This is a genomic window from Roseimicrobium sp. ORNL1 (genome assembly GCF_011044495.1).
In the GTDB taxonomy this organism is placed as follows: domain Bacteria; phylum Verrucomicrobiota; class Verrucomicrobiia; order Verrucomicrobiales; family Verrucomicrobiaceae; genus Roseimicrobium.
On record NZ_CP049143.1, the window covers coordinates 3,808,519 to 3,831,389 of the forward strand.

Here is a 22,871-nt window from a genome sequence, read left to right on the forward strand (position 1 = left end):
ATGCTCATCAAAGTCTCCATCGTGGAAGACGATCCGGCCACCCGTGAAAACCTCATGGTTATCATCAATCGCAGTGCTGACCTCACCGGCATGGAAACCTATTCCTCCGCGGAAGACGCCATTCGCGGCGTGCCCAAGAATCTGCCGGATGTCCTTCTGGTCGACATCAATCTCGGTCGCCGCAGCGGCATTGAATGCGTGGCCGTACTTAAGGCGGCTCATCCCAAGCTGCAGATGATGATGGTAACCACCTACGATGACACCAAGCTTATCTTCGAAGCTCTCCGCGCAGGAGCTAGTGGTTATCTCCTCAAGCGCACCCCTGCCGCTGACATAGTTGCTGCCATCAAAGAGGTTCACGAAGGAGGCTCGCCTATGTCCGCACAGATTGCGCGGAAGGTCGTATCATACTTCCACCCCAGCCGTTCTCCGGTCTCCGAGATGGAAACGCTCACTCCGCGAGAGCACGAGATCCTTACGCTGCTCGCAAAAGGCCTGCAGTACAAGGAGATCGCCGATCATCTGGATATCAGCACCAGCACCGTGCGCGGACACCTTCACCTCATCTACGGCAAGCTCCATGTGCAGTCACGGACCGAAGCGGTACTGAAGTACTTGGGGCGATGACGGCTGTGAAAAAAAGAGAGTGTTGGATGCCGGACCCGCTTCACGTAGCTGGGATGGGCTTTTTTCCGCCATTCCATTCTTTTTTGCAGGCTTACGCCAACAACGCCCGATCCAGCGCGCGACACAACCGATCGCTCAACACATCGTGTAACGCGGTATTCCGAGCCTTCCAAATCTGCCAGCGTGGTGCCAGCGATTGGTGCGGGCAAACAATGTTGCAAGCCATGAGCGCGAAAACATTCTCAGCGACCCTCGTTGGCGTGAATGCCGTGGAAGTGGAAATCGAGTGTCACGAATCGCCGGGTAATCAGTTTCGCATCACTGTAATGGGCTTGCCTAAAGCTACCGTCAAAGAGGCACGAGACCGTGTCATTGCCGCCGTGACTTGCAGCGGCTTCTTCATGCCAACCAGTGCTATGTCACCTTTCACCTTACTCCTGCGGACCTCCCCCGCTGAGCTTATCCCGGAAAAGCAATCCTAACGTTCCTCAGATGAAACATCTCATTCTATGCACGGCCGTCACCATCATATTCGGGGCCATAGGTATGCCCGCTAGTGCCTATACGCATCCCTGCATTCCGAATACTCGCGAGGAACTGGACACCATCAAAGCCAATCTCGATAAGGAACCTTGGAAACGGGGCTACGCCCTCCTCGCGGACGATCACCGCTCCAAGCTCAACTACAAGATGGCGGGTCCTTTCGCGAATGTCAGCCGGAGGGGGCGCTATGACCAGAACCTCCAGCGATGGCGGAATGACATGACCGCGGTGTATAACTTGGCGCGGATGTGGTATTTCACCGGCATCGAGGACTATGCGAAAAAAGCCCACGACATTCTCATCGCGTGGGCGACCACGCACACGAGCTTCTCCGGCAACGAATCCGGCCTCGACCTGGGCGACTACGCCGTCTGTTACGGCGGCGGTGCCAGCATCCTGCGCGGCACCTGGCCCGGTTGGACCACCGCCGACACAACCACGGTCCAGAAGTATTTCTTAAACACCCTCTGGCCGGCTTCTCTTGCCTCGGGGAACGTGCTTGGTCCTTGCAACAAAGGCGACATCTACATGGAGTCCGGTATCGCCATCGCTGCCTTTTGCGACGACACCGCGAAGTTCAACCAGATCGTCAATCTTTACCGCACGTTCCATGGCTGCGGCTTGATGAACACCCTGGCCACAGGCCAGTTGGGCGAGACGGGCCGCGACGCGGGCCACTCCTACGGCACCCTCAACGCCTTGGCCTTCGTCGCCGACGTCGCCTGGAAACAAGGCGTGGACCTTTTCTCCGAATTGGATAACCGACTGCTCGCCTGCGGCGAATACTACGCCCGCAACACCTTCACCACCGACAATCCTTACGTCCCCTACGGCACCATCGACTGGCAGTGGATGAAGAATGCCGCCGGACCTTACACCGCCCAGCGCAGCGGTTTTTACCTGCTTCAAAACGCCTACAAGAACCGCAAGAATCTGCCCACTCCCTGGATCGACCGTAAACTCGAAGAACAGCCCGTGAATGGCTTCAACTTCATGTATGCCAAGACGGCGGACTCCACCACCGCCACGCTGACGCCAGCCAGTTTCCCGGCGATTTCTTTGGCCTCGAGCGGATTAACTCTGACCACGCTGGGCAGCCAGACCGAGGGACGCAGCGCCACTTATGCGAACGGTATATGGACGGTGACCGGACTCGGGAAAAGTGTCTGGTCGGACAAGGATGACGACTGCCAGTTTGCTTGCAAGGAGATGACCGGCGACTGCGCCATGGTCGCCAAGGTCACGTCCAACCAATATCCGAACGCTCAGGCCAGGGCGGGGTTGATGATTCGCGACAATCTCACTGCCACCATCGGGCAACGCGCGTGGGTCGGAGTCGTGTCTGCACCCTCCATGCTGATGCAATCCCACATGCGCGGCTGGACTGAGAACTGGGGGGGAGGTGGATATGACGACCGTTCTCACGACTGGCCTTCCGGCCTTCCCTACTGGATCAAGATCGAGCGCCGTGGAAAACAGATCACCACCTTCGCTTCGTTGGATGGCACCAGTTGGGCGGCCTTGAACTGCACCCATTACGGCAACCTCCCGTCCACCCTATATATCGGGCTGTTCGTGTGCAGCGGAACCACCACAACCAACACCGCCACCTTTGAGAACGTCGCCTTCACCGGCGGGACGGGCGGGCTGGTAACGACTCCCGCCGCTCCGGCGGCCCTATTTGCCGCCGGCTCCACGAAATCCATCACCGCGCGCTGGCTCCCGTCCTTTGGCGCAGACACCTACGACCTGCTCCGCTCCACTAAGTCCGACGGCGGCTATACTGCCATCGCCAGCAACCTAACTAACACCAGTACAAGCTACGTGGACACAACAGTGAACCCCGGTGTCACCTACTACTACGTGGCCCGCGCCAAAAACTCCGCTGGAACCAGCGGCGATTCGCCGAAGTTCGGCGCCTCTTTACTTCCTGCGCCGCTGGTCAACCTGGCCTCCGGCGGCATCGCGACAGCAAGCTTCAACGGCGACTCCGCCCGTGAAGGCGCTGACAAGACATTCGACCGCGACCCAGGCAGCAAGTGGTTTGGCTATAAAGCCCCCACTGGCTGGATCCAATACGACTTCGGCGCCGACAACGCGCAGGTCATCAAGCGCTACACGATCAACTGCGCCGACGTGCCTGAGCGGGATCCGAAAAGCTGGAGCTTCCTTGGCTCACAGGACGGCACCAATTGGACCACCCTCGACTCACAGAGCAACCAGTCCTTTGGCATTCGGATGCACATGAAAACCCTCAACCTCGACAACCCCACCGCCTACCGATTTTACCGGCTCCAGATCACTGCCAGCAACGGAACTCGTGGCGTGGCTATCGGCGAACTCGGCCTTTGGGGCAACAGCCAGACCCTACCCCCCAGTCAACCACAACAATAATGAGCTTCCTGGAGGCCGGAGAGAGTGGCGCAAGCGGATAGCCTGGAAAATGGGCCGTGATTCGCGTGAGTTAGCATTTTCGCATCTGGTGGGCCGCCGAGAACTACTTCTCAGGCCACGAAATTTGCCGTCATGGTGTAGTCACCAACCCCTTCGCGGACGCTTACCTCCGAAAGCCACCGGTTGCCCAGCCTGGTGCAGCTCCGCCTAAAAATTGTTATAGCCAGGTCCTTAGGACGGAACCGGCATCGCGGCACACATTTCCTGCTATCTAGTATCGCGGCAAAGGCTTTATCCCCTACTAACAAGCCCCCCCGGCCTTCTCGCGGAGACATAATCGCGCGATTCGTTTCTGCTCGCCCCCCCCCGTTCAAGCCCCTACGGTTGGGGCTTCTAGAGGGGTGTGTTTGCAGGAATCGTGGCCGATATCCGCGCACACGGGACAGCGTTCTGTCATTTTGCCGGTGCCGGGGACACCTCGCGTATAGCCGGCAGCGTGCCGAGGTTTGGCACCGGCTAGCACGATTGCGGGCTCAGGCCGAGAAGCTGGAAGGCCCGCTGGTGTCCGCCCGGAACTGTGTCGCCTGGACCAGGAGATGCGCTTCGGGACGGCGCGGCACCTGCAGTGGCCGGAAGGGCAGAGGCTGGAAGGCGCGCGCGTGACAGCCGGAGCAGTTCGCTACAGCGCCTGATAGGCGCTTCGTTCATTTTGGCTTTGCGCCCTCCTCCTTTTCCCTTGTTGTGCGCTTTGCAATCCAATCGAGCTTGACCCCTTCGCCACCATCGTGGCCAGGTGCTTGAATGGTCCCCTTGATCGTGTCGCCTTCGATTCTGCCCTGATATTTGACCACGTATTTCTTACCACCGAGGTCACGCACCACGGCGAACCTAATCAGATCGCCTTGGAGAGATGCGTCGCTGATCGCGGTGTCGCCATGTTGATTTGAATAAGCGCCGGCAATTATGCCGCTCTTCAATTCGAGTCTCAGGGAGGTTAAGATTTCGCCATCCGGCGATTTAGTGCTCCACATCCAAGTTCCGGTAGGTTCAGCGGGTTCAGCGGCAGAAGCCAGGGCAGCGACGGCGAGCGCGACCAACGAACAAATGATGGGGATAGCTTTCATGAGGCGGAATTAGTGTTGAGGATGCGCGCTGAAGCACCTAACGACCCTGAACTCAGCGACAGTGGAGCACGCTTGAAGAACGACATGCTGACGGGGATTTAGTAGGCTACACTATCCGTAGCCGGTAAGTGGAGCTACGAAAAACTTCATCGGTCGATTTGACTGTCCTTGGTGTAAAAAGCGGGTTGATTAGAGCGATTTCCCGCCATACGGCCGACCACTTCTTGCTCTGCGAAACCATCGACTGATGCTTGTAACCAAATCCGATCTTGAGCACGCCCAGTGGAGGGTACGATTCCTGTCACGTTTGCTAGACATTCATCGCGCCACTCCCCGCCCCGGAGATCAAGAATGGCTCTTGGAGGAGGCAGACTTCTTGCAGCAAATCTCGATGGCGGAAGCAAGGGTCAAATACGTCCAGGAATTACTGACCGCGATTGATCAGGCCAAAGAAGTGGGATGAGAAGGGTGGGGGCGCTCGGCCTACCTCGCAGTAAAGGCGGCGGAACTAGGGCGTTACTTCGAACAAGCAACCCCCGCTACCGAAGGGGGTAATACGATCCGCTGCCCGCATAATGCTCCAAATGCGAGGCAGGTCTTCGAGCACATCGGGGCAGTGGGTGCGGACGGCTTCCACGACTTCCTGAAGGCCAAACGGAGCGGAAAAGAATCTACACGTTTCCACAGACGGTCTGCGCAGGGGTGATACGCGGGCAGGGGCGTGAATAGAGAGGTTGAAGTCATCCTCGGTCTTTCACTTCGCCGCCATCCAAGAACTCAAACCAACCCTCATTCAGACGCCATTCGTCCGCTCGGCCCGAGCCAGCTCCGCAGCAAGGAAGGGCGCGGTACGGCTGTCTTTTGCTGCGGCCACTTGCCGCGGGGTTCCGACTGCTACCAAGCTCCCGCCAGCGTCTCCCGAGCCCGGCCCCACGTCGATCACCCAATCCGCTTGCGCCACCGCCCGCATGTCGTGCTCGATCATGACGACCGTGTTGCCCGCGGTAACGAGCAGCTGCAACTGGGCCATCAGCCGGTCGGCATCGGAGGCATGCAGGCCGGTGGTGGGCTCATCGAGCACATACAAGTTGCGTCCCCGCTGGCTCCGCTGGAGTTCGGTCGCCAGCTTGATGCGCTGGGCTTCTCCACCGGACAGTTCTGTGGCTGGTTGGCCCAGCCGCAAGTAGCCGAGACCGATGTCACGCAGCAGCAACAGGGGGCGGAGTACAGTGTCTTCTTCCGCAAAGAAGTCGCAGGCTTCATCCACGGTCATTCTCAGGACCTCGGCGATGTTTTTTCCGTTCCAGCGCACCTTAAGCGTGGCCTCGTTGTAGCGCGCGCCGTGGCAAGTCGAGCAGGGCGCATAGACACTGGGCATGAACAAGAGTTCGACACTCACAAATCCCTCCCCCTCACAGGTTTCGCAGCGTCCTTTCGGCACATTGAAGGAGAAGCGCCCCGCGTCGTAGTGGCGGCGACGGGCGTCCGGGGTAGCGGCGAAGAGCTTGCGGACATGATCAAAGAGGCCGGTGTAGGTGGCGAGGTTGGATCGCGGGGTGCGACCAATGGGCTTCTGATCCACCTGCACCAGACGCTGCACGGCATCCACATCACCAGCCAGGTGACCACCGGTGGTCTCCATCACCGCCGGGCTCTCTCCATCGCCAGCGTCGGTGGAATCGTCCTCCGGCTCGTGACCTAGATGCAACCGGAGGAGCTCGGGCAAGGCTTGTGCCACCAAGCTGGACTTGCCAGAGCCGGAGATACCCGTAACCGCCGTCAGCACACCCAGCGGAATCCTCGCGTCCACCCCCCGGAGGTTATGGCGGCGAATTCCAAGCAGCTCCAGCCAGCCGGTGGGCTTACGCGCCAGGCTGGGCGGCGCTGGGATCTCGTCGAAGAGATAACGTGCCGTGCGGGATTCGGCAATCTCACGCAGACCGGCAGGCGGTCCACTGTAGAGCACGCAACCGCCATTTTCCCCGGCATCCGGCCCCACATCCACCAGCCATTGAGCGCGCCGCATCAGGTCCAGATCATGCTCCACCACGAACACCGAGTTTCCCGCCCCACGCAGCCTGTCCAACGCATCGTAAAGCGCGTGGCTGTCAGCGGGATGCAGGCCGGCGGAGGGTTCATCCAGGACGTAAATTACCCCAAACAGCAGCGAGCTGATCTGCGTGGCCAGCCGCAGTCGCTGCATTTCCCCGGCGGAAAGAGTCGGTGTGGCACGGTCAAGCGTCAGGTAGCCCAAGCCGAGTCTGTCGAGCTGCCGCAATCGCGCCACCACTCCCTCAGCCAAACGCTGCGCGGCCAGTCGCTTTTCCTCCGAGAGCGCGGAGGTGCGGCGAACATCGGGGGCCGCGCTATGAACCGCCCGCCCAGAGACCTCTCGCTTGGCGCGGTCTCGCCGGGTCGCTACAGCATCGGTTTCACCCGCGGCGTGACCGGTGAAGTCTCCCCGGCAATCGGCTCCAGCAGTTGCGCGAGCTGGTTCAGCGGCATTTGCAAGAACTCGCCAATGTCCAATCCGGCGAAGGTCACCGACAGGGCTTCGCGCTTGAGTCGTTTGCCCTTACACTCCGGGCACGGTTTTCCCTGCATGAAGCGTGAAACACGCTTTCTCATCAGCGCGCTCTGGGTGTGGGCAAAGGTGTGCAGCACATAACGCCGCGCCCCGGTGAACGTTCCCATATAGCTGGGTTCCATCTTGCGCTTCAGGGCAACGCGGGTCTGCTCCGGCGTGAAGCCCGCATACACCGGTACCGTGGGGGATTCCTCCGTGTAGAGAATCCAGTCGCGGTCCTTTTTTGGCAAATCCCGCCAAGGCCGATCCACATCGTAACCCATGCTCACCAGAATATCGCGCAGGTTCTGGCCCTGCCAGGCCGGAGGCCAGGAAGCGATGGTCCGGTCGCGAATCGTCAGCGACGGGTCCGGCACCATCGCGGACTCGGTGACCTCAAATACATGGCCCAGTCCGTGACAGACCGGACAGGCTCCCTGCGGTGTGTTGGGGGAAAAATCCTCTGCATACAGCATGGGTTGACCGGCGGGATAAGCCCCAGCGCGCGAATACATCAACCGCACCAAGCTGGAGAGTGTGGTCAGGCTGCCCACGGACGAGCGCGCATTATTGCCACCTCGCTGTTGCTGAAGTGCCACGGCGGGCGGCAGACCGTCAATGGAAGTGACGTCCGGTACGCCCGCTTGGTCGATCAAGCGCCTCGCATAAGGGGCGACCGACTCGAAATAGCGCCGCTGGGCCTCCGCGAAAATCGTTCCAAAGGCGAGCGACGATTTGCCGGACCCCGAAACGCCGGAGAAGACCACCAGCGCGTTGCGAGGGATGTCCACCTCCACGTCCTTGAGGTTGTGCTCCCGTGCACCGCGGACTTGGACGAACCCATTGGAGCCCTCAGCAGGAAGAGAGACCGTTAAAGCGGGCTGGGGCATATACGCAAATCTATTGCGAAGGCGTGTTGAATCGTGAATCGGGAACCGCTGGCGTTTCCCTCACATACCACATCGCCGCGCTATCCTGCTCCGCTCGTAGTGTCTCTCTCGTGCCGCCAGGAAATCGGCGCGTGGAACAAATTGGCCGGAGTTATTTCCGCGCTCTGCCGCCGCAATGGCCCGCGGTGCGCGCTTACCGTGTCGCCCCTCACCTCTGAACTTGCTCTAAGCTCCGTCGGACGCTCCTTTATTCGAAACGCTGGGACGAAGTAGCAAGGCCTGCCTCCCGAACGGGAGACAGGCCTGCACAAAGACGCTGCTATTACGAATGTTGCGGCGCTGAGCTTTCGGAGGCGGAGGTGATATCCTCTGCCTCGGCGTCCTTGAAGATCCTCTTCGCCCGTTCTTCCTGATCGTTGTCATTCACGTGCGCGGAGATGAGGTAGTTCCCCTTCTTCAGCTTCTCCTCGTACTTTTTGGCTTCAATCTCTGGAATACCGAGACCGATCAGGCCTCCGACAAGGCCGCCGGCGGAAGCGCCCACAGCGGCACCGCTAAGCGCGGCCATAATTGGGCCTGCTGCGATAAACGGCCCCAAGCCCGGAATCGCCAGAGCACCAATGCCAGCCAAAAGGCCCAGGACTCCACCCGCCACACCTCCTGTCGTGGCGCCTGTGACTGCTCCTTCAGGTGCTTTCGACGCCTTGATGTGTCCAATATCATGGGTGCCGGAAGTCTCGGGAAGAAGAACGGAAATTTCAGAATCGGCGAAGCCATTCGCTTGGAGATTGCGAACAATCTTCTCGGCCTGGCCCTGAGTGGTTGCGATGCAGAATACAGATTTGGACATATGTAATGGGGGGTTGGATTTATAAGAAGAGAAACATGGAAGGGACTAGCTGCCCTTTTTGACTTCGAGACGGCTGTCTACCTTGCCTTCGCCCGCCGACTTGGTGGCGTGCGACTCAATGGCGGCCTTCTCTTCTGAGGTGTTCACCGGCCCGCGGAGCACGACACGCCCTCCGGAAGTAATGATTTTGCAGTTCTTGGCGGTGGACGAAAGCGTGTCATCCTTCACCACAAGCTGACGGATGGTCGCCACCAACTTAATGTCCGCAGGGTCATTTGACTGATCCATTGGCGTTTCAGTTTTACCGGGCTGGTCACGCTTATTGCGCTCGGTGTTATCCGCGTCACTTTCTTTTTTCTCTTGTGCCACGGAAAGTGAGAGCGTGCTTGCAAAGACGAGACTGAGGAAACCTAGGTGCTTCGTTTTCATCAGCCTATCAATCGCGGTTGTGGTGCCGTGCGGTTGTGTAGTCAAATGGAGCAAGGGCAGTCACTTCGCACGAAGCGATCACAAGGGTTGCACTTTATAGAGCAGACCAACTAGGGCGTGTTTTAGAAATGGTATTTGATAGCATTGAGAACGCAAGCTAGCTGAACAAAGGCGAGGAAGGTGGCAGCAAGTTTGTCGAGGCGGCGGTCGATGCGAAGGAAGGTTTTGAGGCGTTGGAAGAAGTTTTCCACTTGGTGACGCTTGCGATACCAGCCTTTATGATGTGCGGCTGGCTGCTTGCGTCTCTCGCGTGCGGGCACGCAAACGCCCACACCGCGGTCCTCCCAATGGTCACGCAAGGCATCGACATCATAGGCTTTGTCTCCCACCAGCGTACAGCCTTTGGGCACGGCCTTGGTCAACTCGAGAGCCACTGTAGATTCATGAACCTGTCCGGCACTCAGCTTCACGCAACAGGCCATGCCTTTGGTATCTACCAAGGCGTGAACCTTGGTGTTGGCCCCGCCCTTGGTGCGCCCGATGGCATTGGCTTGGACTCCTCCATGTCCGCCATTGGCAAACTGATGCACCTTGCAGCACGTAGCATCCATGTGGCGCAGCTTGCCTGTGGTGTAGCGTGCCAGCCTGCCTAAAAGGCGCTGCCAAAGGCCACCCGCCAGCCAGCGACGAAAGCGACCGTACACTGTCTCCCAAGGGCCAAACCCCTCAGGCAGGTCCCGCCATGGGGCTCCTGTACGCAGCACCCAGACAATGCCCTCCAGCATCAACCGCACATCCTTGGAAGGACGGCCACGCCGGCGTCTCCTTTTGGATCGAATCGAAAAATCTTTCTCCGACCGCTTACGTTAATTTTTTTAGCGCCTCCCAGCGGGCGTCCGACAGCCACAAACGTTTGATTGGTTGCATCGCAATCACCTATCACTCAAGAACATTGCCCAGGCAATCTCGTCGTCCTACATTATCAAAACACGCCCTAGTCTTTGCTCCACATTGATGAATACAGCCGTTATCTCAGAGCTGAACGATTTCGAGGCATGAATCTAAACACGCTCTCTGATTTGTATGTTCACGAACTCAAGGATCTCTATAGCGCCGAAAAGCAACTGCTGAAGGCTCTTCCCAAGATGGCAAAGGCGGCTACCAATGCCGATCTCAAAGCTGGCTTTCAGCAGCATTTGGAAGAAACCAAGGAGCATGCCGCGCGGCTAGAGAAAGTGCTGGCAGGACGCGAGGCCAGCACGCGTGGTCCCAAATGCAAAGCGATGGAAGGACTCATCGCGGAAGGCTCCGACTTGATGGAAGAGGAAGGCGACCCCGAAGTGCTCGACGCGGGTCTTATTGTGGCTGCCCAGAAGGTGGAGCACTATGAAATCGCGGGCTACGGCTCGGTCTGTACGTTCGCCAAACTTCTGGGAGATAAGGCGGGCCTGGAGCTGTTGAAGCTGACGATTAACGAAGAGGAATCCACGGACAAGAAGCTGACGAAACTTGCAACGTCGGTGATCAATCTTGAAGCCTCCAAGTAGACCTGCTTCGCACACGAGTAAGTGCATGTGCCTCGTGGAGATCATCCACCTCTAAGTTTGCTCTAAGCCCCTAGGCGCCTTGCGTGCCTCGGGGCTTCTTGTTTGAAAGGCGACGGAAAGTAATCTCTGCCGAAGTAATAACCGCGATAGGTTAAATCTATATTCAACTCAAATTGCCAGAGTGGGCTTCCGCGGTAGCCTCCCCGCCCGAAAAAATGGAGCCTACTGCCTCGAATCTCGAAATGTTCTATCACGCCCGATGGCGAGTGAGATTTGTACGGCATCTTGCTGAGATGCATGAGACCAACCAGCGCAGAGGGACAGAAAGCTGGTATGAGGAGAAGGCCGCTTTGCTACAACGTCTCCAACTGGCTGAGGTAGAGCTGCACCGATTTCCTGCACACTGGGAAGGAGTGTACAAAGAGGACAAAGGAGATTCTGCCCCCGGAACCCGGGTCTAGCAAAGTTGACTCTCTCACCAAATCCTTTTTAACCCTTCATCCTGCGCCATCTCCATCCACATGCTTTCATCCAGCTCGATGCAATGGGTCGCTGAGACGGTTGCGGCGTCGAGATGTCCGGCCTGAGCCTGTAACCGCGCGAGCCTATGCCATACTTCTGCGCGATTGGGGTACGCCGCTACAGCTTCCTCAGCCATCTGCAGCGCCTTGGTCGACAGTTGCAAGGCAGTCAGCACATCGATCCTTTTGAGTAGGACGCTTGGGAAGTTCTGGAACTGCGCTGGCAAGTCATCCAGCACCTTCCAAGCTGCAGCCCACATTTGCAGCTCGAGGTAGGCCTCTGCTTGCTTACAAAGTTCTGAGAATGTTTTCCAATCTTGGCTCACCACTATCAATCGCAGGAGCCGCGGCCGATGGCTTGACGATTTCCCGTTGCAAGAACAGGCCCGCCTATGCATTCGCGCAGTAGGGCGGGCCTGTCGGAACTTGGGCACCGGGAGGCATGAGCCTCGCGGTTATGTGCTCTTGTTTCGCAGTCCAAGGACGGGACGGTCGTATGAGGTGGTACGAAGAATGACTTCGTCCCACGCTTCGATGACTTGTCGCAAGGCAATTCCGTGGGCCTTCAGTTCATCGCCCTTTCGCTCCTTGAGATTCCACAGTCCATCTGCCACTTGCTGAGCGGTAAGCTTCTCCCAAGTCACGATGCGGAATTCTCTCCCAGCTTCCAGCTCTGCGATGCCGCGGGCGAGCATGCCAGCGAGGATCAGGCCGTCCCACTTCGTGGCCTGCTCCAAAAAGGCGCAGGCGGCGGAAGAAGTTCATGGCACATGCGTCCGGAACGCGCGGCGGTGGCGATGATTTCGGCGCCATGAAACCTGATCAAGACCCTACCCTAGTAGAGCCGGGTCAGCGCCCCGAAGAACCCTCATGCACACCAGATAGCGATGGCCTTCAGGAGTTCCAGAAAGCCGTCAAATCCGGTGGCTTCACCGTCTTCTACGACGACAGAGAGGTGTACGGCGGTTACTGAACGGCTCTGAAACAATGCCCGCCGGCGTCTTCATGGTGCTGGCGGGTTTTCTGTTTCACCGCTGGTTTGGCCAGTGGATGTCTTGGAGTCGCCACCGCAACCTGGTTGCCTGTGAGGGAGCGAATTTTTTTCCGCTCACCTGCTCATCCAAAGGCGATTAGGTGCTGATTTGGCACGGCAATGGATCTCGAAACCAGAAGGAAATACAAAGCCTACAAAATCCGGGCGCTCATGGCGATTGCTGAGAATCCGTCCCATCCCCCGACAGTCGCCGAACTTGCGCAAAGGTTCGGTTGTGAGGTCGATCTTCTCGAGTCTTTTCTCCGTGAGGGCGAAGGACTTTCGCACCGGAGCCCGGCAAAGAGAAAGAAAGCCCAGCCCCGCGCTCCACGGCGGAACGACTCAGACAATGGGGCTCGCCGGGTTTTGCTTGGCATTGCGCCCTGCCCCTCTTATACGGAGTTATGATCAAGGTCGAGATGTCCAGTGGCATTGGAGTCTCCCCGGAGGTGCTCTGCAACATCTGTGGAGAGCCGATATGCCATTACTCTGAGGGCATTGGTGTTTTCCAGGGCGAAGGCTCGCTCCTACGCTTCCACCACAGGAACTGTGCCTTTGGCGGGTTCACCGAACATTGGCCTTCGCTCCCTATGCTCGAGATCTTTCTCAAGACTGCTGCCCACTTGGGGATCACGCGAGATCATTGGCCCGAAGGCGTCCCTGACGAGGAAAAGATCAGCCCGCCGGGAGGTAAGAATCTCCCAACGGGCTGAGCCGTTTGCATGGGTATGAAAACGATCCGCGCAACCGACTGCTCTATGCTAACTGGGACGTACATTCCGTCTCCCTGAAGGAAGGTTCAGCCCCCCTTTCCGGGCAATCGATATCGCGGGCGCTACTTGTAGCGCTTCACAGCCTCGACCATTTCGAGCAATTCGGGAGTGAGACCTGGAGCGAACTCCTCTGGCCTTTCGGGCAAGTCCTCAATTGGCGCACCCTCGGGAGCTTCCTCCTCGGTCTCGACCTCGGTGCCATCATTGACCGGAGAGTTGCCTTGGAAGATCTTGCCCATCTCGGACCCATCGAGACGGAAGTGATGCTGCTTCAGGTGGATGCCCAGGTCCATCAGCTTCTTCACCTCGGGATACTGGGACGCGTCGAAGTTTGGAATGGGAAGGACCTTGCCCCAATTCACGCCGAGCGACTCCAGCGCCTTCGCGAACGCCAACTCATGAGCGTGATCGCGGGCGATGAGGAATGCCACAGTACTGCGAAGCGTTTTGTTGTCGGACATTTCGTAAATGCGGCACTTTTGCAATCTGCCGGTGGACTCCAGCATGAGATTGTACATGAGGTCCAACACGAGATTGCCACTGGCATACACGTACGACCCGCTCCAAGGATTGCCCGCGGCATCAACGGGTAATGCGCATTGCGGAGCTACAATAAAATGATGAGTGTTGGGAGCAAAGGGTGCCTCATCAAGTGGTGTAGTGCCACCTGCACCTGGTTCCTTAGGGGCCTTCTTTGCCGCAGCGCCTTTTGCCTTTGTCTTTGCGTTCTTACCCTGATACCGGGACGAGCCATCGAGCAGCAAATTGATCGTCGTGGTAATCAGTTCGACGTGGCTAATCTCTTCGATGCCTACGCCTTGAATGAGATCTTTGAACGGCTTTGCGTCTCCCCTCGCGTTGAAGCTCTGGAAGAGATATTGCATCATCGTGCGCATTTCCCCAAACTGGCCGCCCAGTCCTTCCTGGAGGATGTTGGCCGCTGCGGGATCGGGCTCGTCTGCTGCAATCGGGTTGATCAGTTTTTGGGTGTGGAAGAACATAAGTGGACAGATATCGCTGTCGCTCCCCGTAGCGTTGTAGGGCTCCGCCATGATTGTCAGCTAGGGCCGCGGCGAATATCACCCTGTCCTCCAGCGTATCCGGCGGCCATCATAAAGGTCGGGGGGTCCGTCAATTCCTCGAAGCAACCGCATCCATGATAACTGTGCGCCACGATCTCTCAGCGTGGCCTGCACACTTCCATTGAGCTTGTGCAACTGCCGATGTTTTTTCGCCGGATAACATCACTTCTAGCTGCCCCCATATGCCTGACGTAAGCCTATTCACTGCGACGGAACCCATTCCAGCAGACACTCCAGTCATCATCCGCTACTCCGTGGAAGTCGGTGGATTGCCTGTGTATAACGAGTCCTATGATGTGGACAAGCTGGCGTCCGAGGTGGCACAAGACAAGGCGCGTGCGCTCGGCTTCTGGGCACGGCGCTTGTTGGCGCCCATTGCGGTCCGCGAGCGCCCCGGTTTCAGTGCCGCCCTCACCCGGGCCATCGCGGATGGGCACGTGTGCGACTACGGGGCCGAACCCTGCGAACAGTTGGACAGTCTGGGCATTCCCAGCAAAGCCAAGTCCGTGAAGTAGGCGCTCAAGGAACTCATCAGCATCCATGCTGTCGAACCGGGACATCTCCGAGTTATTAATTCAAGAGAGTCATGCAACCACCGGGAAGCGGAGCGACGCTTTGATGGAAGCCGCAAAAAGCGCCTACCTCTGGCCAGAGGAGGTGGCTTCGGCGTGGGCGCAGGGTCAGTCTCTGGCTGAGTTTCACAATCTGAAAGGTTCCGCGCTACGACTGGTAGAGGGTTGGCTGGACGCTCCTCCCCAAATCACGGCGCCGGCGAAGGTGCGGCAGGATTTTATGACGATGGCGGAAGCCAAAGCGGTCCTGCACAAGCACAGGCGTCGCTCTGCGGGGCTCAAAGGAGATCTTCAGATGCATACCAAGTGGAGTGATGGGTCCGGGACCATACTGGAAATGACTGCTGCTGCCGTGGAGCGCGGGTATGAATACATCGCGCTCACCGACCACACGGCGGGATTGACCATCGCAAATGGCATGGATGAAAGGCAGGTGGAGGCGCAGGGAGCGGAGATTGACAGGGTGAATGAGGCCCTTCAGAAAAACGGAGTGCGCTTCACTGTGCTCCACGCGGTGGAACTCAACCTTTCGGAGTCGGGAGCTGGCGACCTAAGGCCTGGCGCACTGAAGAAGTTGGACCTGGTGCTCGGCTCATTCCACAGCGGCCTGAATACAAAGAGAGACCAGACCTCCCGATATCTGGCAGCGCTCCGCAATCCCCACGTGCACATCCTTGGCCACCCTCAGACGAGACGCTGGAACAAGCGCCTCGGTTTGGAGGCTGATTGGCCCCGGGTATTTGCTGAAGCGGCAAGACTCGGCAAAGCCATTGAGGTGGATGGGTACGCCGAGAGGCAAGATTTGCGGCAAAGCCTGCTGAAGATCGCGAAGGCGGAAGGCTGCTTCATTTCGCTCGGCAGTGATGCCCATCGAGCGGAGCAGCTCGACTACATTACCTTTTCACTCGCTTCTATTTTCACGGCGGGGATTCCCCTTGCCCGCGTTCTCAATTTTTGGGATGCACGACAAGTTCTCAAATGGGCTGGAGAACGGTAACTCCAAGCCTGCGTGTCCCCCCGAGTCCAGAAGCGTGGACTCAATGAACGTCTCTACCGCTTTCGCTTTCTTCGTCGTCGCACTCATTGAGCAGCTCCTCCAAGTCCACAGTGGGCGGATAGCCAACTTCTTCGACTTCGAAGTAAGGGTGTGCGCCTCCCTCACCCGCAAAGGCAAAAGCCATGTCTTCCCTGCTGACATTTCCCGCCTCTTCCAGACTGTTCAGTACCTTGAAAGCAAAACCTTCAAACCTCACCGCATCCGCGCCCACGCTGCATGCGCGAATCCCAGCGGCGTTCTGCTCCGTTAGTTGAGCGACCTCGCTCACGGTCAGCACCAGTCCGAAGGGGCAAAGAGCCGAAGATGGAGTTCTGATGGTCTCGAAGTACATGAATCACCAGGATTCGCTGTTGCGGTTTACGTCATCAACCTTGTTGGGGGCCTTCTGGCCATCTCCTCCTATGGATGACCCCTTGTGAGTTCCGGGAAGCTTGGGATTCATGTCCTGCGGTTCCTTGTCGCAAGATACAAGGAGCAGGACCGAAGCGGCGAGCAGAACTCTCATGCTCATGAATCGCGCTTCCTCCGCCACACCCGTCTCCCTTATCCGCTTCTCCGGGTTTGACCTTCATCCTGCCATGTTGCGAGGATCGGCTGCGAGTGCACTGACCTTGGGCCTCCTCTTAACCCCAAAAATCATCAATGTCGGACCGGGTAACCGACTCAGGCGGGTCGTCGATTTCCATCACATTTCTCACCAGTTCGCCCGGGTAGTTGGCAAATGGAATGTCACCGTGGAAGAAGACAACTTTTTCTCCACGTTCATAGCGCTCGGCTTCCACGCAGGCGGAACCTGCGCCTTTCAACTGGACAAGATACAACTTCATAGGGATAAAAAATTCGCCGTCATCCCGGAGGATGGCGGCGAATAGCTACTCGGGGATGGTGTTGCGGGGATTGGAACTATGAAACTCCTAACACTCAATCGTCGATTTCCACTTTGTTGATCACCTTCGAATCGCCGTCAGCAGCATAGTGCACACGCACCGGGGCTCCGACTTTGATGCGGGTCTTCACGTCTGCATCGCTGAGCGTTTTGCCACTCTTGGTGACGTAGGTCACTTTTTCACCGTACTTGTAGGTCACAGGTCCTGACGTCTCCTTCACAACGAAGGTGGCTCCGGGTGAGTATTCCGTGATGGTGCCAGTGCCCACAGTCGTGGAGGTGGTCGTCGTCACGGTTTTGTCATCTGCAAGGGCGGCAGTAGCGCCAATCACAGCGAATGCGAGGGTTAAGAGGATGGTCTTCATAGCGAATTGGGATTACATTCCTAACTCGCAATTGCAGGCAATACTGCGCGTGCTCGAAAAACTTTCCGGTTATGCGACGCGTTAATTTCCTCCACCAAGTACGACTACATCCTCCGGCATTGATGAGTAGCCAAGGCTTTCCCAGACTATCCAGGACGTGAGGCTTTCTGCACGATTTTTATAAGAGGCTGCCCTGAATAAGCCCTAGGGGTTGATACTCATGCTTTTCAACTGCCGCAATCTCAGTCAAATGCCCTCGTTGCGATTGGAAACAATCGCTCGGCATTGAAACCCACAAACAACCATACCTCACGATGAAGCCCCTATCCAGTCTCCTCCTCGCCCTCGGCCTTGCGCTTCCCGCGTTCGGCGGTGAAGCCTATGTCTCCAGCAAAAACACCGTCACTACGCCTCCGCCCCCCGTGGGCTGCGACTGCTTTAACCCCGGACTTTCCCTCGGCATCTTCGGCGCGGGCATCCTTCCCGACAGTGATGAGGACGACGCTCTCGGCGGCGGCGTGCTCCTCGACTATTTCTTCACGGAGCACATCGGCCTGCAGGGCAGCTATGGCATCTTTGCCACCGGCAGCGAGCACCATGAGTTCGACGCGGCCCTCGTGGTGCGCTTCCCCATTACGGATATCTGCATCGCTCCCTACATCTTGGGTGGCGCGGGTTACGCGACCAATTCGGAAGACAACTGGAACCTGTTCGTCGGCGGTGGCATTGAAGCCCGCATTCCGGACGCTGACTGCCTCGGCATCTTCGCTGATGGCGCCTATCATTGGGGTGAAGATGACTCCGGTGATTTCACGATTGTTCGCGTGGGACTCAAGTTCAAGCTGTAGTCGTTCACCTGGCGAGCGAATCGCCAACGTGAACCCTTCAGGCGCTTGGGCACCCATGCGAAAAGGAGTTAGTTAGTTCAAATCAAATCATGCGTGTTTCCCCGTCTGTGCGTGTCGGCGCGCAGGCGGGGTTTTCTTTTCTGCCGCTATACCCACTTCGCAGAGAACAACAGACCGATATGTACTGAGGGTGCGCCGTTTGTCAGTTCAGGTTTTCGTGTGCTCACTCCCAGAGGAGCCGATGGATAGCCTCCTTTGCTGCATGTCTTGTTCAGTCGGTCACCTTGAATGGAGGTGGCCTGAAGAATAAGAGCCCCCAGGACCTCATCACCGCTGAGGACGCCCTAACTCAAGCATTGCTTTCCCTCCGTTGATAGCAACTTGCCACTGGTGGATTTGTGGCTGTCTGATTACTCAGAAAAGGCCTCACGCTTGAATAGGGAAATGACGCATTTTCATGCTGCTATTCGCTCTTTAGCACATTGATAATCGCCCGTGCAAAGCTTGAACCTTGGCAAACTGGGAAGGATCAGGGTTCGGAGGAACAGGTAATCTCACATTTTACTCTCCCCGTCTTGGACAGCTTGGTCCGTGCTCAAAATATCTTGGTTCTGTGAGCAAGAGCCAAGGCTTTCCTTGGTCGTCTAGCAATACCGGCTTTCCCTCCCATTCCCCCGTTCCCCCCTCAATCTCGAAGGAGGGCCCGTCGGGGTTTTTGATGTGGTAGCGATGGGGCATGCAGCGGGATCATTCTACTTACCGCTCAAATTCTCAAGCCGGATTCGGGCCATGATAAGATTGTCCAGGATCGCCGATTCCTTCAATGCCCAGTGCATGGAACTGTCTTTTGCGGAGCGGTGCGCTGCAAGCTGCCTTTCCAGCAATGCGATTAGCTTTCTGAGTGTGTCGGGGTCTTCCAGTGGAGATTTCACGGGTAGAGATCATTCCACTCTTTGGGGTAATTAGACAAGGTCTCCTTGGCCATCGCATGCCGATTGAGGAACTCGCCATGTTCTTGGAGCCAATGTACACTACCTTTGTTTTCCTTGCATTCATGCAGGGCAATGAGGTGAGCGGTGAATTTCACTTTCCATCGGGCGTGCCTGAAGTCTTGGATTCTTTCGGGAGTCGGTTCCATGGGGAGTGGAGAGGGGCATGCGATTCTCCTTTCGCAGTTCCTCCCCTCAGTGGATGTGCATCGATTACCCAGAATTGCAACCATTTGAACGACCACAGCAAACCACACCCCGAGGCAACGCAATGCATCATGATATGATGATGCGTACTACTGAGGCAGCCCGCGAGAAGACGTGTGAATCTCGACCCACCTGATTTGCGATGCGAAGCGATCACCTGGTGGTTCCGCGTCGAGTCATCTACCTTCTCACGAGGATCTTTAGGTCCGAGACGTGGCGCCGCACCGCGCGCCTCCGCACGCTCCAACAGTTCCGGGATGTTCACGTTGGCACTCCAGATTCCTGAAAGGACTTGCTGACCGAGAATGCTATTCGGCAGGAACGCCCTTCGACTGTGGAGGAATTTCTCGATCCTGCCACGAACGAAATTTTGGTAGCCTTCAAGGCCTGCTATCCAGGACAAAGCGAATAAGTCCGTCCACCGTGCAGTGAGATTCTACCGGATGTCGCAGTGGCAACTTCCTATTGAGCGTATAGGCGTTACGGCGGCCTTCTTTCGTGCGTTTCAGGACTCCCCCAGCCTCAAGTTCTGTAACGATTTTATGCGCGGCTCGTTCGGTAATGCCAACTGTGGCCGCAAGATCGCGCAACCGGATGTGCGGGTCTGCAGCGAGGCAAAGAAGTACATGGGCGTGGTTTGTAAAAAACGTCCATGCACCGGATTCTCGCACGGGAGGTGACGGTTTTTTCATGTTTGTCGTTGACGCAAAATTCTAGAACTGTAATACATGCACTCCAGTTCCGGTTTCCAAGTTCAGGTAAATAGACAATAGGTCACGCCTTTCCGCAAGGCGCACTCACTGCCATGGATGTCCTTAGCCCCCTCTCATCAAGCCTACTTTCTCCCGTCATACTCGCCTTTGGACTCGGCATAGTTGCAACACTTCTAAAAAGCGACCTGAGCTTTCCTGAAGGATTACACTCTGCGCTCACTATCTATCTGCTTTTTGCCATCGGGCTTAAAGGGGGCATGAAACTGGAGGGAATGAGCCTGAGTGTAGTAGGGGCGCCTCTGCTGTGTGCCGTCCTGCTCAGCCTAGCCATTCCCGTGTGGTGCTTTTACTTGCTGAAAGCCTTAGTTGGCCTGGATGCCACGAACGCCGGAGCTCTTGCGGCTCACTACGGTTCTGTTTCTGCGGTGACCTTCGGGGCCGCGCTGGCTTTTCTGGAGAACGCGAAAGTCCTCGTAGAAGGCTACATCCCTGCACTTCTCGCAGTCATGGAAGCCCCAGCGATCCTAGTCGCGGTATTTCTTGCCATGAAGTACCGGACGACCGGCGGCACCGAGCCCGGTGGTTTCAAAGGCATGCTTCACGACCTGCTAACCGGTAAGGGTATCATCCTGCTGCTTGGAGGCCTCGTAATCGGAGTCTTGTGTGGCAAACAGGGTTTTGAACAGGTGGCCCCACTCTTTGAGGCGCCGTTCAAAGGAGTGCTCACACTATTTCTGCTGGAGGTGGGGCTCGTCACGGGACGGAAGCTACATGATCTAAGAACTGTTGGATGGAAATTGGCAGCGTTCGCCATTTTGATGCCAGTGATACATGGCCTCCTCGGGGCGCTGGTAGGCGCCTGATGTGGTCTTAGCGTCGGCGGGGCGACCGTTCTCGCAACGTTGACCGCGAGCGCATCCTATATCGCGGCACCTGCAGCCGTCCGGATTGCGCTGCCAGAGGCCAATCCGGCTTTCTACTTCACCTCGTCGCTCGCAATAACTTTCCCGTTCAACATCGTCCTAGGCATTCCGCTTTACCACAGCATGGCCAAGACTTTCATACACTCATGAACGCACAATCCTCGCTCTGCACTTCTGCCACCATACCGGCGGGATGTATGCCCTCTGTTGACTTACATTAAAAAACTTTGACCGAATAGCCAATGCAGTCTGCTAAGACAATGACCTACCCTCACTGGCCCATCACCATCGGGATACTTGGCGGAGGGCAGCTTGCCCTGATGCTTGCCCGGTCTGCTTCACAACTGGGGATGGCTACCCTCGTCTTAGACCCCGCACCGTCATGTCCCGCCGGGGCCTCCGCCAAACATGGCCAGGGTCATTGGACGGACGCTGAAGCTCTCGCTGATTTCGCAAAGGGAGCCGACGTGATCACCGTCGAGAACGAATTTGTGGAAGCTGAGAGTCTTGCACGATTGGAACAGCTTGGACACACGGTCTTGCCATCCTCAGGAACGATGCGGCTGGTTCAGGACAAACTCGTGCAGAAGCAGACGCTTCGCGGCGCGGGCGTGCCGGTCACGGAATTTCTAGCTGTATCCAGTCAGCATGACTTGGATGAAGCCATGAGAATGTTTGGGTTTCCCATCATCTTGAAGAAGCGGACCTTGGGTTATGATGGCACGGGAAACTTTACGGTTTCTACACCGGCTGATATTTGGTCGGGTGTGCGACGGTTGGGGGGCTTCGAGGCGGGCTTATACGCAGAGAAATGGTGCCCATTCTCCAAAGAACTGGCAGTCATCGTAACGAGGGGCAGGCAGGGCCAAACGGTCTTATACCCAGTCACGGAGACTCGGCAGCACGAACACGTATGCAGTGATGTGCTGGTTCCTTGCCAAATCACTCCCCAAGAAGCAGAGGCTGCGGCGCAGATGGCGCTTCGTTCGGTTGAAGCAGTGTCTGGGGTAGGGAGTTTTGGCATTGAACTATTCCAACTGCCGGACGGGAATCTGGTATTAAACGAAATGTCTCCACGGGTCCACAATTCGGGACATTACACTCTCGAAGCCTGCGACTGCTCGCAGTTTGAGAACCACATTCGCGCTGTCTGCGGGCTTCCTCTAGGGAGCACAAGACTCCGAAGTGCTGCTGCCATGGTTAATGTCTTGGCAAAATCCACGGGCACTGGCTATCCATGTGGTATGGCGGAAGCCATGGCAATTCCTGGTGCCAGCGTGCACTTCTACGGGAAGTTGCGTGCGTCGCCAGGGAGGAAAATGGGACACGTCACTGCGCTGGGAGCAAGCGCCACTTCAGCTCTTGAAACCGCGAAGCTTGCGGCCGCACAAATCAGTTTCAAAGAATAAGACTCTATGAATGGTTCCAACACTCCTATTGTCGGTATTGTAATGGGCAGCGACTCTGATTGGCCCACCATGCGCACTGCTGCGGAGATTTGTCGCGATTTCGGTGTAGCATTCGAAGCACGAGTGGTGTCCGCTCACCGCACCCCTGAAGACATGGCGGAATATGCCCGTTCAGCATCTTCCCGCGGACTGGGTGTAATCATAGCAGGAGCAGGAGGCGCTGCACATCTACCCGGAATGATTGCCAGCCATACGGTTCTGCCGGTCATTGGAGTGCCTGTCGAAACCAAGAGCCTTAAAGGCGTGGATTCATTACTGTCGATTGTGCAGATGCCTGCGGGAATCCCGGTGGCTACGGTCGCCATTGGCAATGCCAAAAACGCGGGGCTGTTGGCTTTGCAAATTCTGGCACTCACCGATCCGCAGCTCAGACAGCACTTGCTGTCGTTTCGCGAGAAGATCGCATCCGAATCGCGTCAAAAAACTGCAAACCTGAAGCTTGAGTGAATGATTTGCCGACTAG

22 protein-coding genes and 2 pseudogenes are annotated in these 22,871 nt (G+C 57.1%); 12 read left to right on the forward strand and 12 right to left on the reverse strand.

The genetic code is table 11. The annotated features are described in order from the left end of the window. The 3 genes from G5S37_RS15480 to G5S37_RS15490 all read left to right on the forward strand — a co-directional run bounded on the left by G5S37_RS15480 (position 1) and on the right by G5S37_RS15490 (position 3,564). A complete protein-coding gene (locus G5S37_RS15480; RefSeq protein WP_165205373.1) occupies positions 1–627 on the forward strand; it encodes a response regulator transcription factor in 627 nt (208 codons plus the stop codon). A gap of 224 nt (positions 628–851) precedes the next feature. Beyond that, on the forward strand, positions 852–1,109 hold the full coding sequence (locus tag G5S37_RS15485) for a hypothetical protein (protein WP_165205374.1): 258 nt from the start codon (positions 852–854) through the stop codon (positions 1,107–1,109). 10 nt (positions 1,110–1,119) lie between these two features. Then, on the forward strand, positions 1,120–3,564 hold the full coding sequence (locus tag G5S37_RS15490; RefSeq protein ID WP_165205375.1) for an alginate lyase family protein: 2,445 nt from the start codon (positions 1,120–1,122) through the stop codon (positions 3,562–3,564). Positions 3,565–4,268: 704 nt separating this feature from the next. Here G5S37_RS15490 and G5S37_RS15495 read toward each other — a convergent pair. From G5S37_RS15495 to G5S37_RS15515, 5 genes and pseudogenes are all read right to left on the reverse strand, one after another. Then, positions 4,269–4,688: a hypothetical protein gene (locus tag G5S37_RS15495; protein WP_165205376.1), complete on the reverse strand. Its 420-nt coding sequence runs from the start codon at positions 4,686–4,688 to the stop codon at positions 4,269–4,271. Positions 4,689–5,481: 793 nt separating this feature from the next. Next, a pseudogene (locus G5S37_RS32860) lies at positions 5,482–8,144 on the reverse strand (excinuclease ABC subunit UvrA). Positions 8,145–8,466: 322 nt separating this feature from the next. After that, positions 8,467–8,994, reverse strand: coding sequence for a hypothetical protein (locus tag G5S37_RS15505; protein WP_165205377.1), 528 nt, complete (start codon positions 8,992–8,994; stop codon positions 8,467–8,469). Between the two features lie 45 nt (positions 8,995–9,039). After that, positions 9,040–9,423: a BON domain-containing protein gene (locus G5S37_RS15510; RefSeq protein ID WP_165205378.1), complete on the reverse strand. Its 384-nt coding sequence runs from the start codon at positions 9,421–9,423 to the stop codon at positions 9,040–9,042. A gap of 122 nt (positions 9,424–9,545) precedes the next feature. Beyond that, positions 9,546–10,262: an IS5 family transposase gene (locus tag G5S37_RS15515; RefSeq protein ID WP_276617058.1), complete on the reverse strand. Its 717-nt coding sequence runs from the start codon at positions 10,260–10,262 to the stop codon at positions 9,546–9,548. A gap of 216 nt (positions 10,263–10,478) precedes the next feature. Between G5S37_RS15515 and G5S37_RS15520 the strand changes: the two genes are divergently transcribed. Continuing rightward, positions 10,479–10,970: a ferritin-like domain-containing protein gene (locus G5S37_RS15520; protein WP_165205379.1), complete on the forward strand. Its 492-nt coding sequence runs from the start codon at positions 10,479–10,481 to the stop codon at positions 10,968–10,970. 475 nt (positions 10,971–11,445) lie between these two features. Here G5S37_RS15520 and G5S37_RS15525 read toward each other — a convergent pair whose 3' ends face one another. Beyond that, a complete protein-coding gene (locus G5S37_RS15525; protein ID WP_165205380.1) occupies positions 11,446–11,817 on the reverse strand; it encodes a tetratricopeptide repeat protein in 372 nt (123 codons plus the stop codon). A 129-nt stretch (positions 11,818–11,946) separates the two neighbouring features. After that, positions 11,947–12,228, reverse strand: coding sequence for a hypothetical protein (locus G5S37_RS15530; RefSeq protein ID WP_165205381.1), 282 nt, complete (start codon positions 12,226–12,228; stop codon positions 11,947–11,949). Between the two features lie 26 nt (positions 12,229–12,254). On the opposite strand from G5S37_RS15530, the gene G5S37_RS15535 reads away from it, so the two are divergent. Beyond that, positions 12,255–12,464, forward strand: coding sequence for a hypothetical protein (locus tag G5S37_RS15535; protein WP_165205382.1), 210 nt, complete (start codon positions 12,255–12,257; stop codon positions 12,462–12,464). Positions 12,465–13,359: 895 nt separating this feature from the next. Here G5S37_RS15535 and G5S37_RS15540 read toward each other — a convergent pair. After that, positions 13,360–14,298, reverse strand: a complete 939-nt coding sequence (locus G5S37_RS15540) for a manganese catalase family protein (protein WP_165211658.1) — start codon at positions 14,296–14,298, stop codon at positions 13,360–13,362. A 263-nt stretch (positions 14,299–14,561) separates the two neighbouring features. Between G5S37_RS15540 and G5S37_RS15545 the strand changes: the two genes are divergently transcribed. Together G5S37_RS15545 and G5S37_RS15550 are read left to right on the forward strand one after the other, a co-directional pair. Next, positions 14,562–14,894, forward strand: a complete 333-nt coding sequence (locus G5S37_RS15545) for a hypothetical protein (RefSeq protein ID WP_165205383.1) — start codon at positions 14,562–14,564, stop codon at positions 14,892–14,894. Between the two features lie 103 nt (positions 14,895–14,997). Continuing rightward, positions 14,998–15,948: a PHP domain-containing protein gene (locus G5S37_RS15550; RefSeq protein WP_165205384.1), complete on the forward strand. Its 951-nt coding sequence runs from the start codon at positions 14,998–15,000 to the stop codon at positions 15,946–15,948. 40 nt (positions 15,949–15,988) lie between these two features. Here the strand turns inward: G5S37_RS15550 and G5S37_RS15555 are convergent, their stop codons facing one another. Next, positions 15,989–16,339, reverse strand: coding sequence for a hypothetical protein (locus tag G5S37_RS15555; RefSeq protein WP_165205385.1), 351 nt, complete (start codon positions 16,337–16,339; stop codon positions 15,989–15,991). Positions 16,340–16,342: 3 nt separating this feature from the next. After that, entirely contained in the window at positions 16,343–16,513 is a 171-nt protein-coding gene (locus tag G5S37_RS15560) for a hypothetical protein (RefSeq protein ID WP_206026474.1), read from the reverse strand. A gap of 4 nt (positions 16,514–16,517) precedes the next feature. Here G5S37_RS15560 and G5S37_RS15565 point away from each other — a divergent pair, with 4 nt between their 5' ends. Continuing rightward, positions 16,518–16,880 (forward strand): hypothetical protein, encoded by a 363-nt coding sequence (locus G5S37_RS15565; protein WP_165205387.1) that lies wholly within the window; start codon positions 16,518–16,520, stop codon positions 16,878–16,880. A 49-nt stretch (positions 16,881–16,929) separates the two neighbouring features. Here the strand turns inward: G5S37_RS15565 and G5S37_RS15570 are convergent, their stop codons facing one another. Continuing rightward, positions 16,930–17,259, reverse strand: a complete 330-nt coding sequence (locus G5S37_RS15570) for a hypothetical protein (protein WP_165205388.1) — start codon at positions 17,257–17,259, stop codon at positions 16,930–16,932. Between the two features lie 314 nt (positions 17,260–17,573). Between G5S37_RS15570 and G5S37_RS15575 the strand changes: the two genes are divergently transcribed. Beyond that, positions 17,574–18,107, forward strand: coding sequence for an outer membrane beta-barrel protein (locus G5S37_RS15575; RefSeq protein ID WP_165205389.1), 534 nt, complete (start codon positions 17,574–17,576; stop codon positions 18,105–18,107). Positions 18,108–19,683: 1,576 nt separating this feature from the next. On the opposite strand, the gene G5S37_RS32865 is transcribed toward G5S37_RS15575, so the two are convergent. Then, positions 19,684–19,995 carry a winged helix-turn-helix domain-containing protein gene (locus tag G5S37_RS32865; protein WP_165205390.1) on the reverse strand — a complete coding sequence of 104 codons (312 nt, stop codon included), beginning with the start codon at positions 19,993–19,995 and terminating at the stop codon, positions 19,684–19,686. 113 nt (positions 19,996–20,108) lie between these two features. Here G5S37_RS32865 and G5S37_RS15585 point away from each other — a divergent pair. From G5S37_RS15585 to purE, 3 genes and pseudogenes are all read left to right on the forward strand, one after another. Beyond that, positions 20,109–21,089: pseudogene (locus tag G5S37_RS15585) on the forward strand (sodium-dependent bicarbonate transport family permease). 110 nt (positions 21,090–21,199) lie between these two features. Next, complete coding sequence (locus G5S37_RS15590) at positions 21,200–22,348, forward strand: 5-(carboxyamino)imidazole ribonucleotide synthase (protein WP_240914883.1); 1,149 nt, start codon at positions 21,200–21,202, stop codon at positions 22,346–22,348. A gap of 6 nt (positions 22,349–22,354) precedes the next feature. After that, complete coding sequence (gene purE, locus G5S37_RS15595) at positions 22,355–22,855, forward strand: 5-(carboxyamino)imidazole ribonucleotide mutase (RefSeq protein WP_165205392.1); 501 nt, start codon at positions 22,355–22,357, stop codon at positions 22,853–22,855. Positions 22,856–22,871: the final 16 nt, after the last annotated feature.

Excerpts from the sequence above, each read along its gene's own strand:
- G5S37_RS15480 (WP_165205373.1), top strand. The coding sequence starts at position 1 with ATGCTCATCAAAGTCTCCATCGTGGAAGACGATCCGGCCACCCGTGAA.
- G5S37_RS15485 (WP_165205374.1), top strand. The coding sequence starts at position 852 with ATGAGCGCGAAAACATTCTCAGCGACCCTCGTTGGCGTGAATGCCGTG.
- G5S37_RS15490 (WP_165205375.1), top strand. The coding sequence starts at position 1,120 with ATGAAACATCTCATTCTATGCACGGCCGTCACCATCATATTCGGGGCC.
- G5S37_RS15495 (WP_165205376.1), bottom strand. The coding sequence starts at position 4,688 with ATGAAAGCTATCCCCATCATTTGTTCGTTGGTCGCGCTCGCCGTCGCT.
- G5S37_RS15505 (WP_165205377.1), bottom strand. The coding sequence starts at position 8,994 with ATGTCCAAATCTGTATTCTGCATCGCAACCACTCAGGGCCAGGCCGAG.
- G5S37_RS15510 (WP_165205378.1), bottom strand. The coding sequence starts at position 9,423 with ATGAAAACGAAGCACCTAGGTTTCCTCAGTCTCGTCTTTGCAAGCACG.
- G5S37_RS15520 (WP_165205379.1), top strand. The coding sequence starts at position 10,479 with ATGAATCTAAACACGCTCTCTGATTTGTATGTTCACGAACTCAAGGAT.
- G5S37_RS15535 (WP_165205382.1), top strand. The coding sequence starts at position 12,255 with ATGGCACATGCGTCCGGAACGCGCGGCGGTGGCGATGATTTCGGCGCC.
- G5S37_RS15540 (WP_165211658.1), bottom strand. The coding sequence starts at position 14,298 with ATGTTCTTCCACACCCAAAAACTGATCAACCCGATTGCAGCAGACGAG.
- G5S37_RS15545 (WP_165205383.1), top strand. The coding sequence starts at position 14,562 with ATGCCTGACGTAAGCCTATTCACTGCGACGGAACCCATTCCAGCAGAC.
- G5S37_RS15550 (WP_165205384.1), top strand. The coding sequence starts at position 14,998 with ATGGAAGCCGCAAAAAGCGCCTACCTCTGGCCAGAGGAGGTGGCTTCG.
- G5S37_RS15555 (WP_165205385.1), bottom strand. The coding sequence starts at position 16,339 with ATGTACTTCGAGACCATCAGAACTCCATCTTCGGCTCTTTGCCCCTTC.
- G5S37_RS15560 (WP_206026474.1), bottom strand. The coding sequence starts at position 16,513 with ATGAGAGTTCTGCTCGCCGCTTCGGTCCTGCTCCTTGTATCTTGCGAC.
- G5S37_RS15565 (WP_165205387.1), top strand. The coding sequence starts at position 16,518 with ATGAATCGCGCTTCCTCCGCCACACCCGTCTCCCTTATCCGCTTCTCC.
- G5S37_RS15570 (WP_165205388.1), bottom strand. The coding sequence starts at position 17,259 with ATGAAGACCATCCTCTTAACCCTCGCATTCGCTGTGATTGGCGCTACT.
- G5S37_RS15575 (WP_165205389.1), top strand. The coding sequence starts at position 17,574 with ATGAAGCCCCTATCCAGTCTCCTCCTCGCCCTCGGCCTTGCGCTTCCC.
- G5S37_RS32865 (WP_165205390.1), bottom strand. The coding sequence starts at position 19,995 with ATGAAAAAACCGTCACCTCCCGTGCGAGAATCCGGTGCATGGACGTTT.
- G5S37_RS15590 (WP_240914883.1), top strand. The coding sequence starts at position 21,200 with ATGACCTACCCTCACTGGCCCATCACCATCGGGATACTTGGCGGAGGG.
- purE (WP_165205392.1), top strand. The coding sequence starts at position 22,355 with ATGAATGGTTCCAACACTCCTATTGTCGGTATTGTAATGGGCAGCGAC.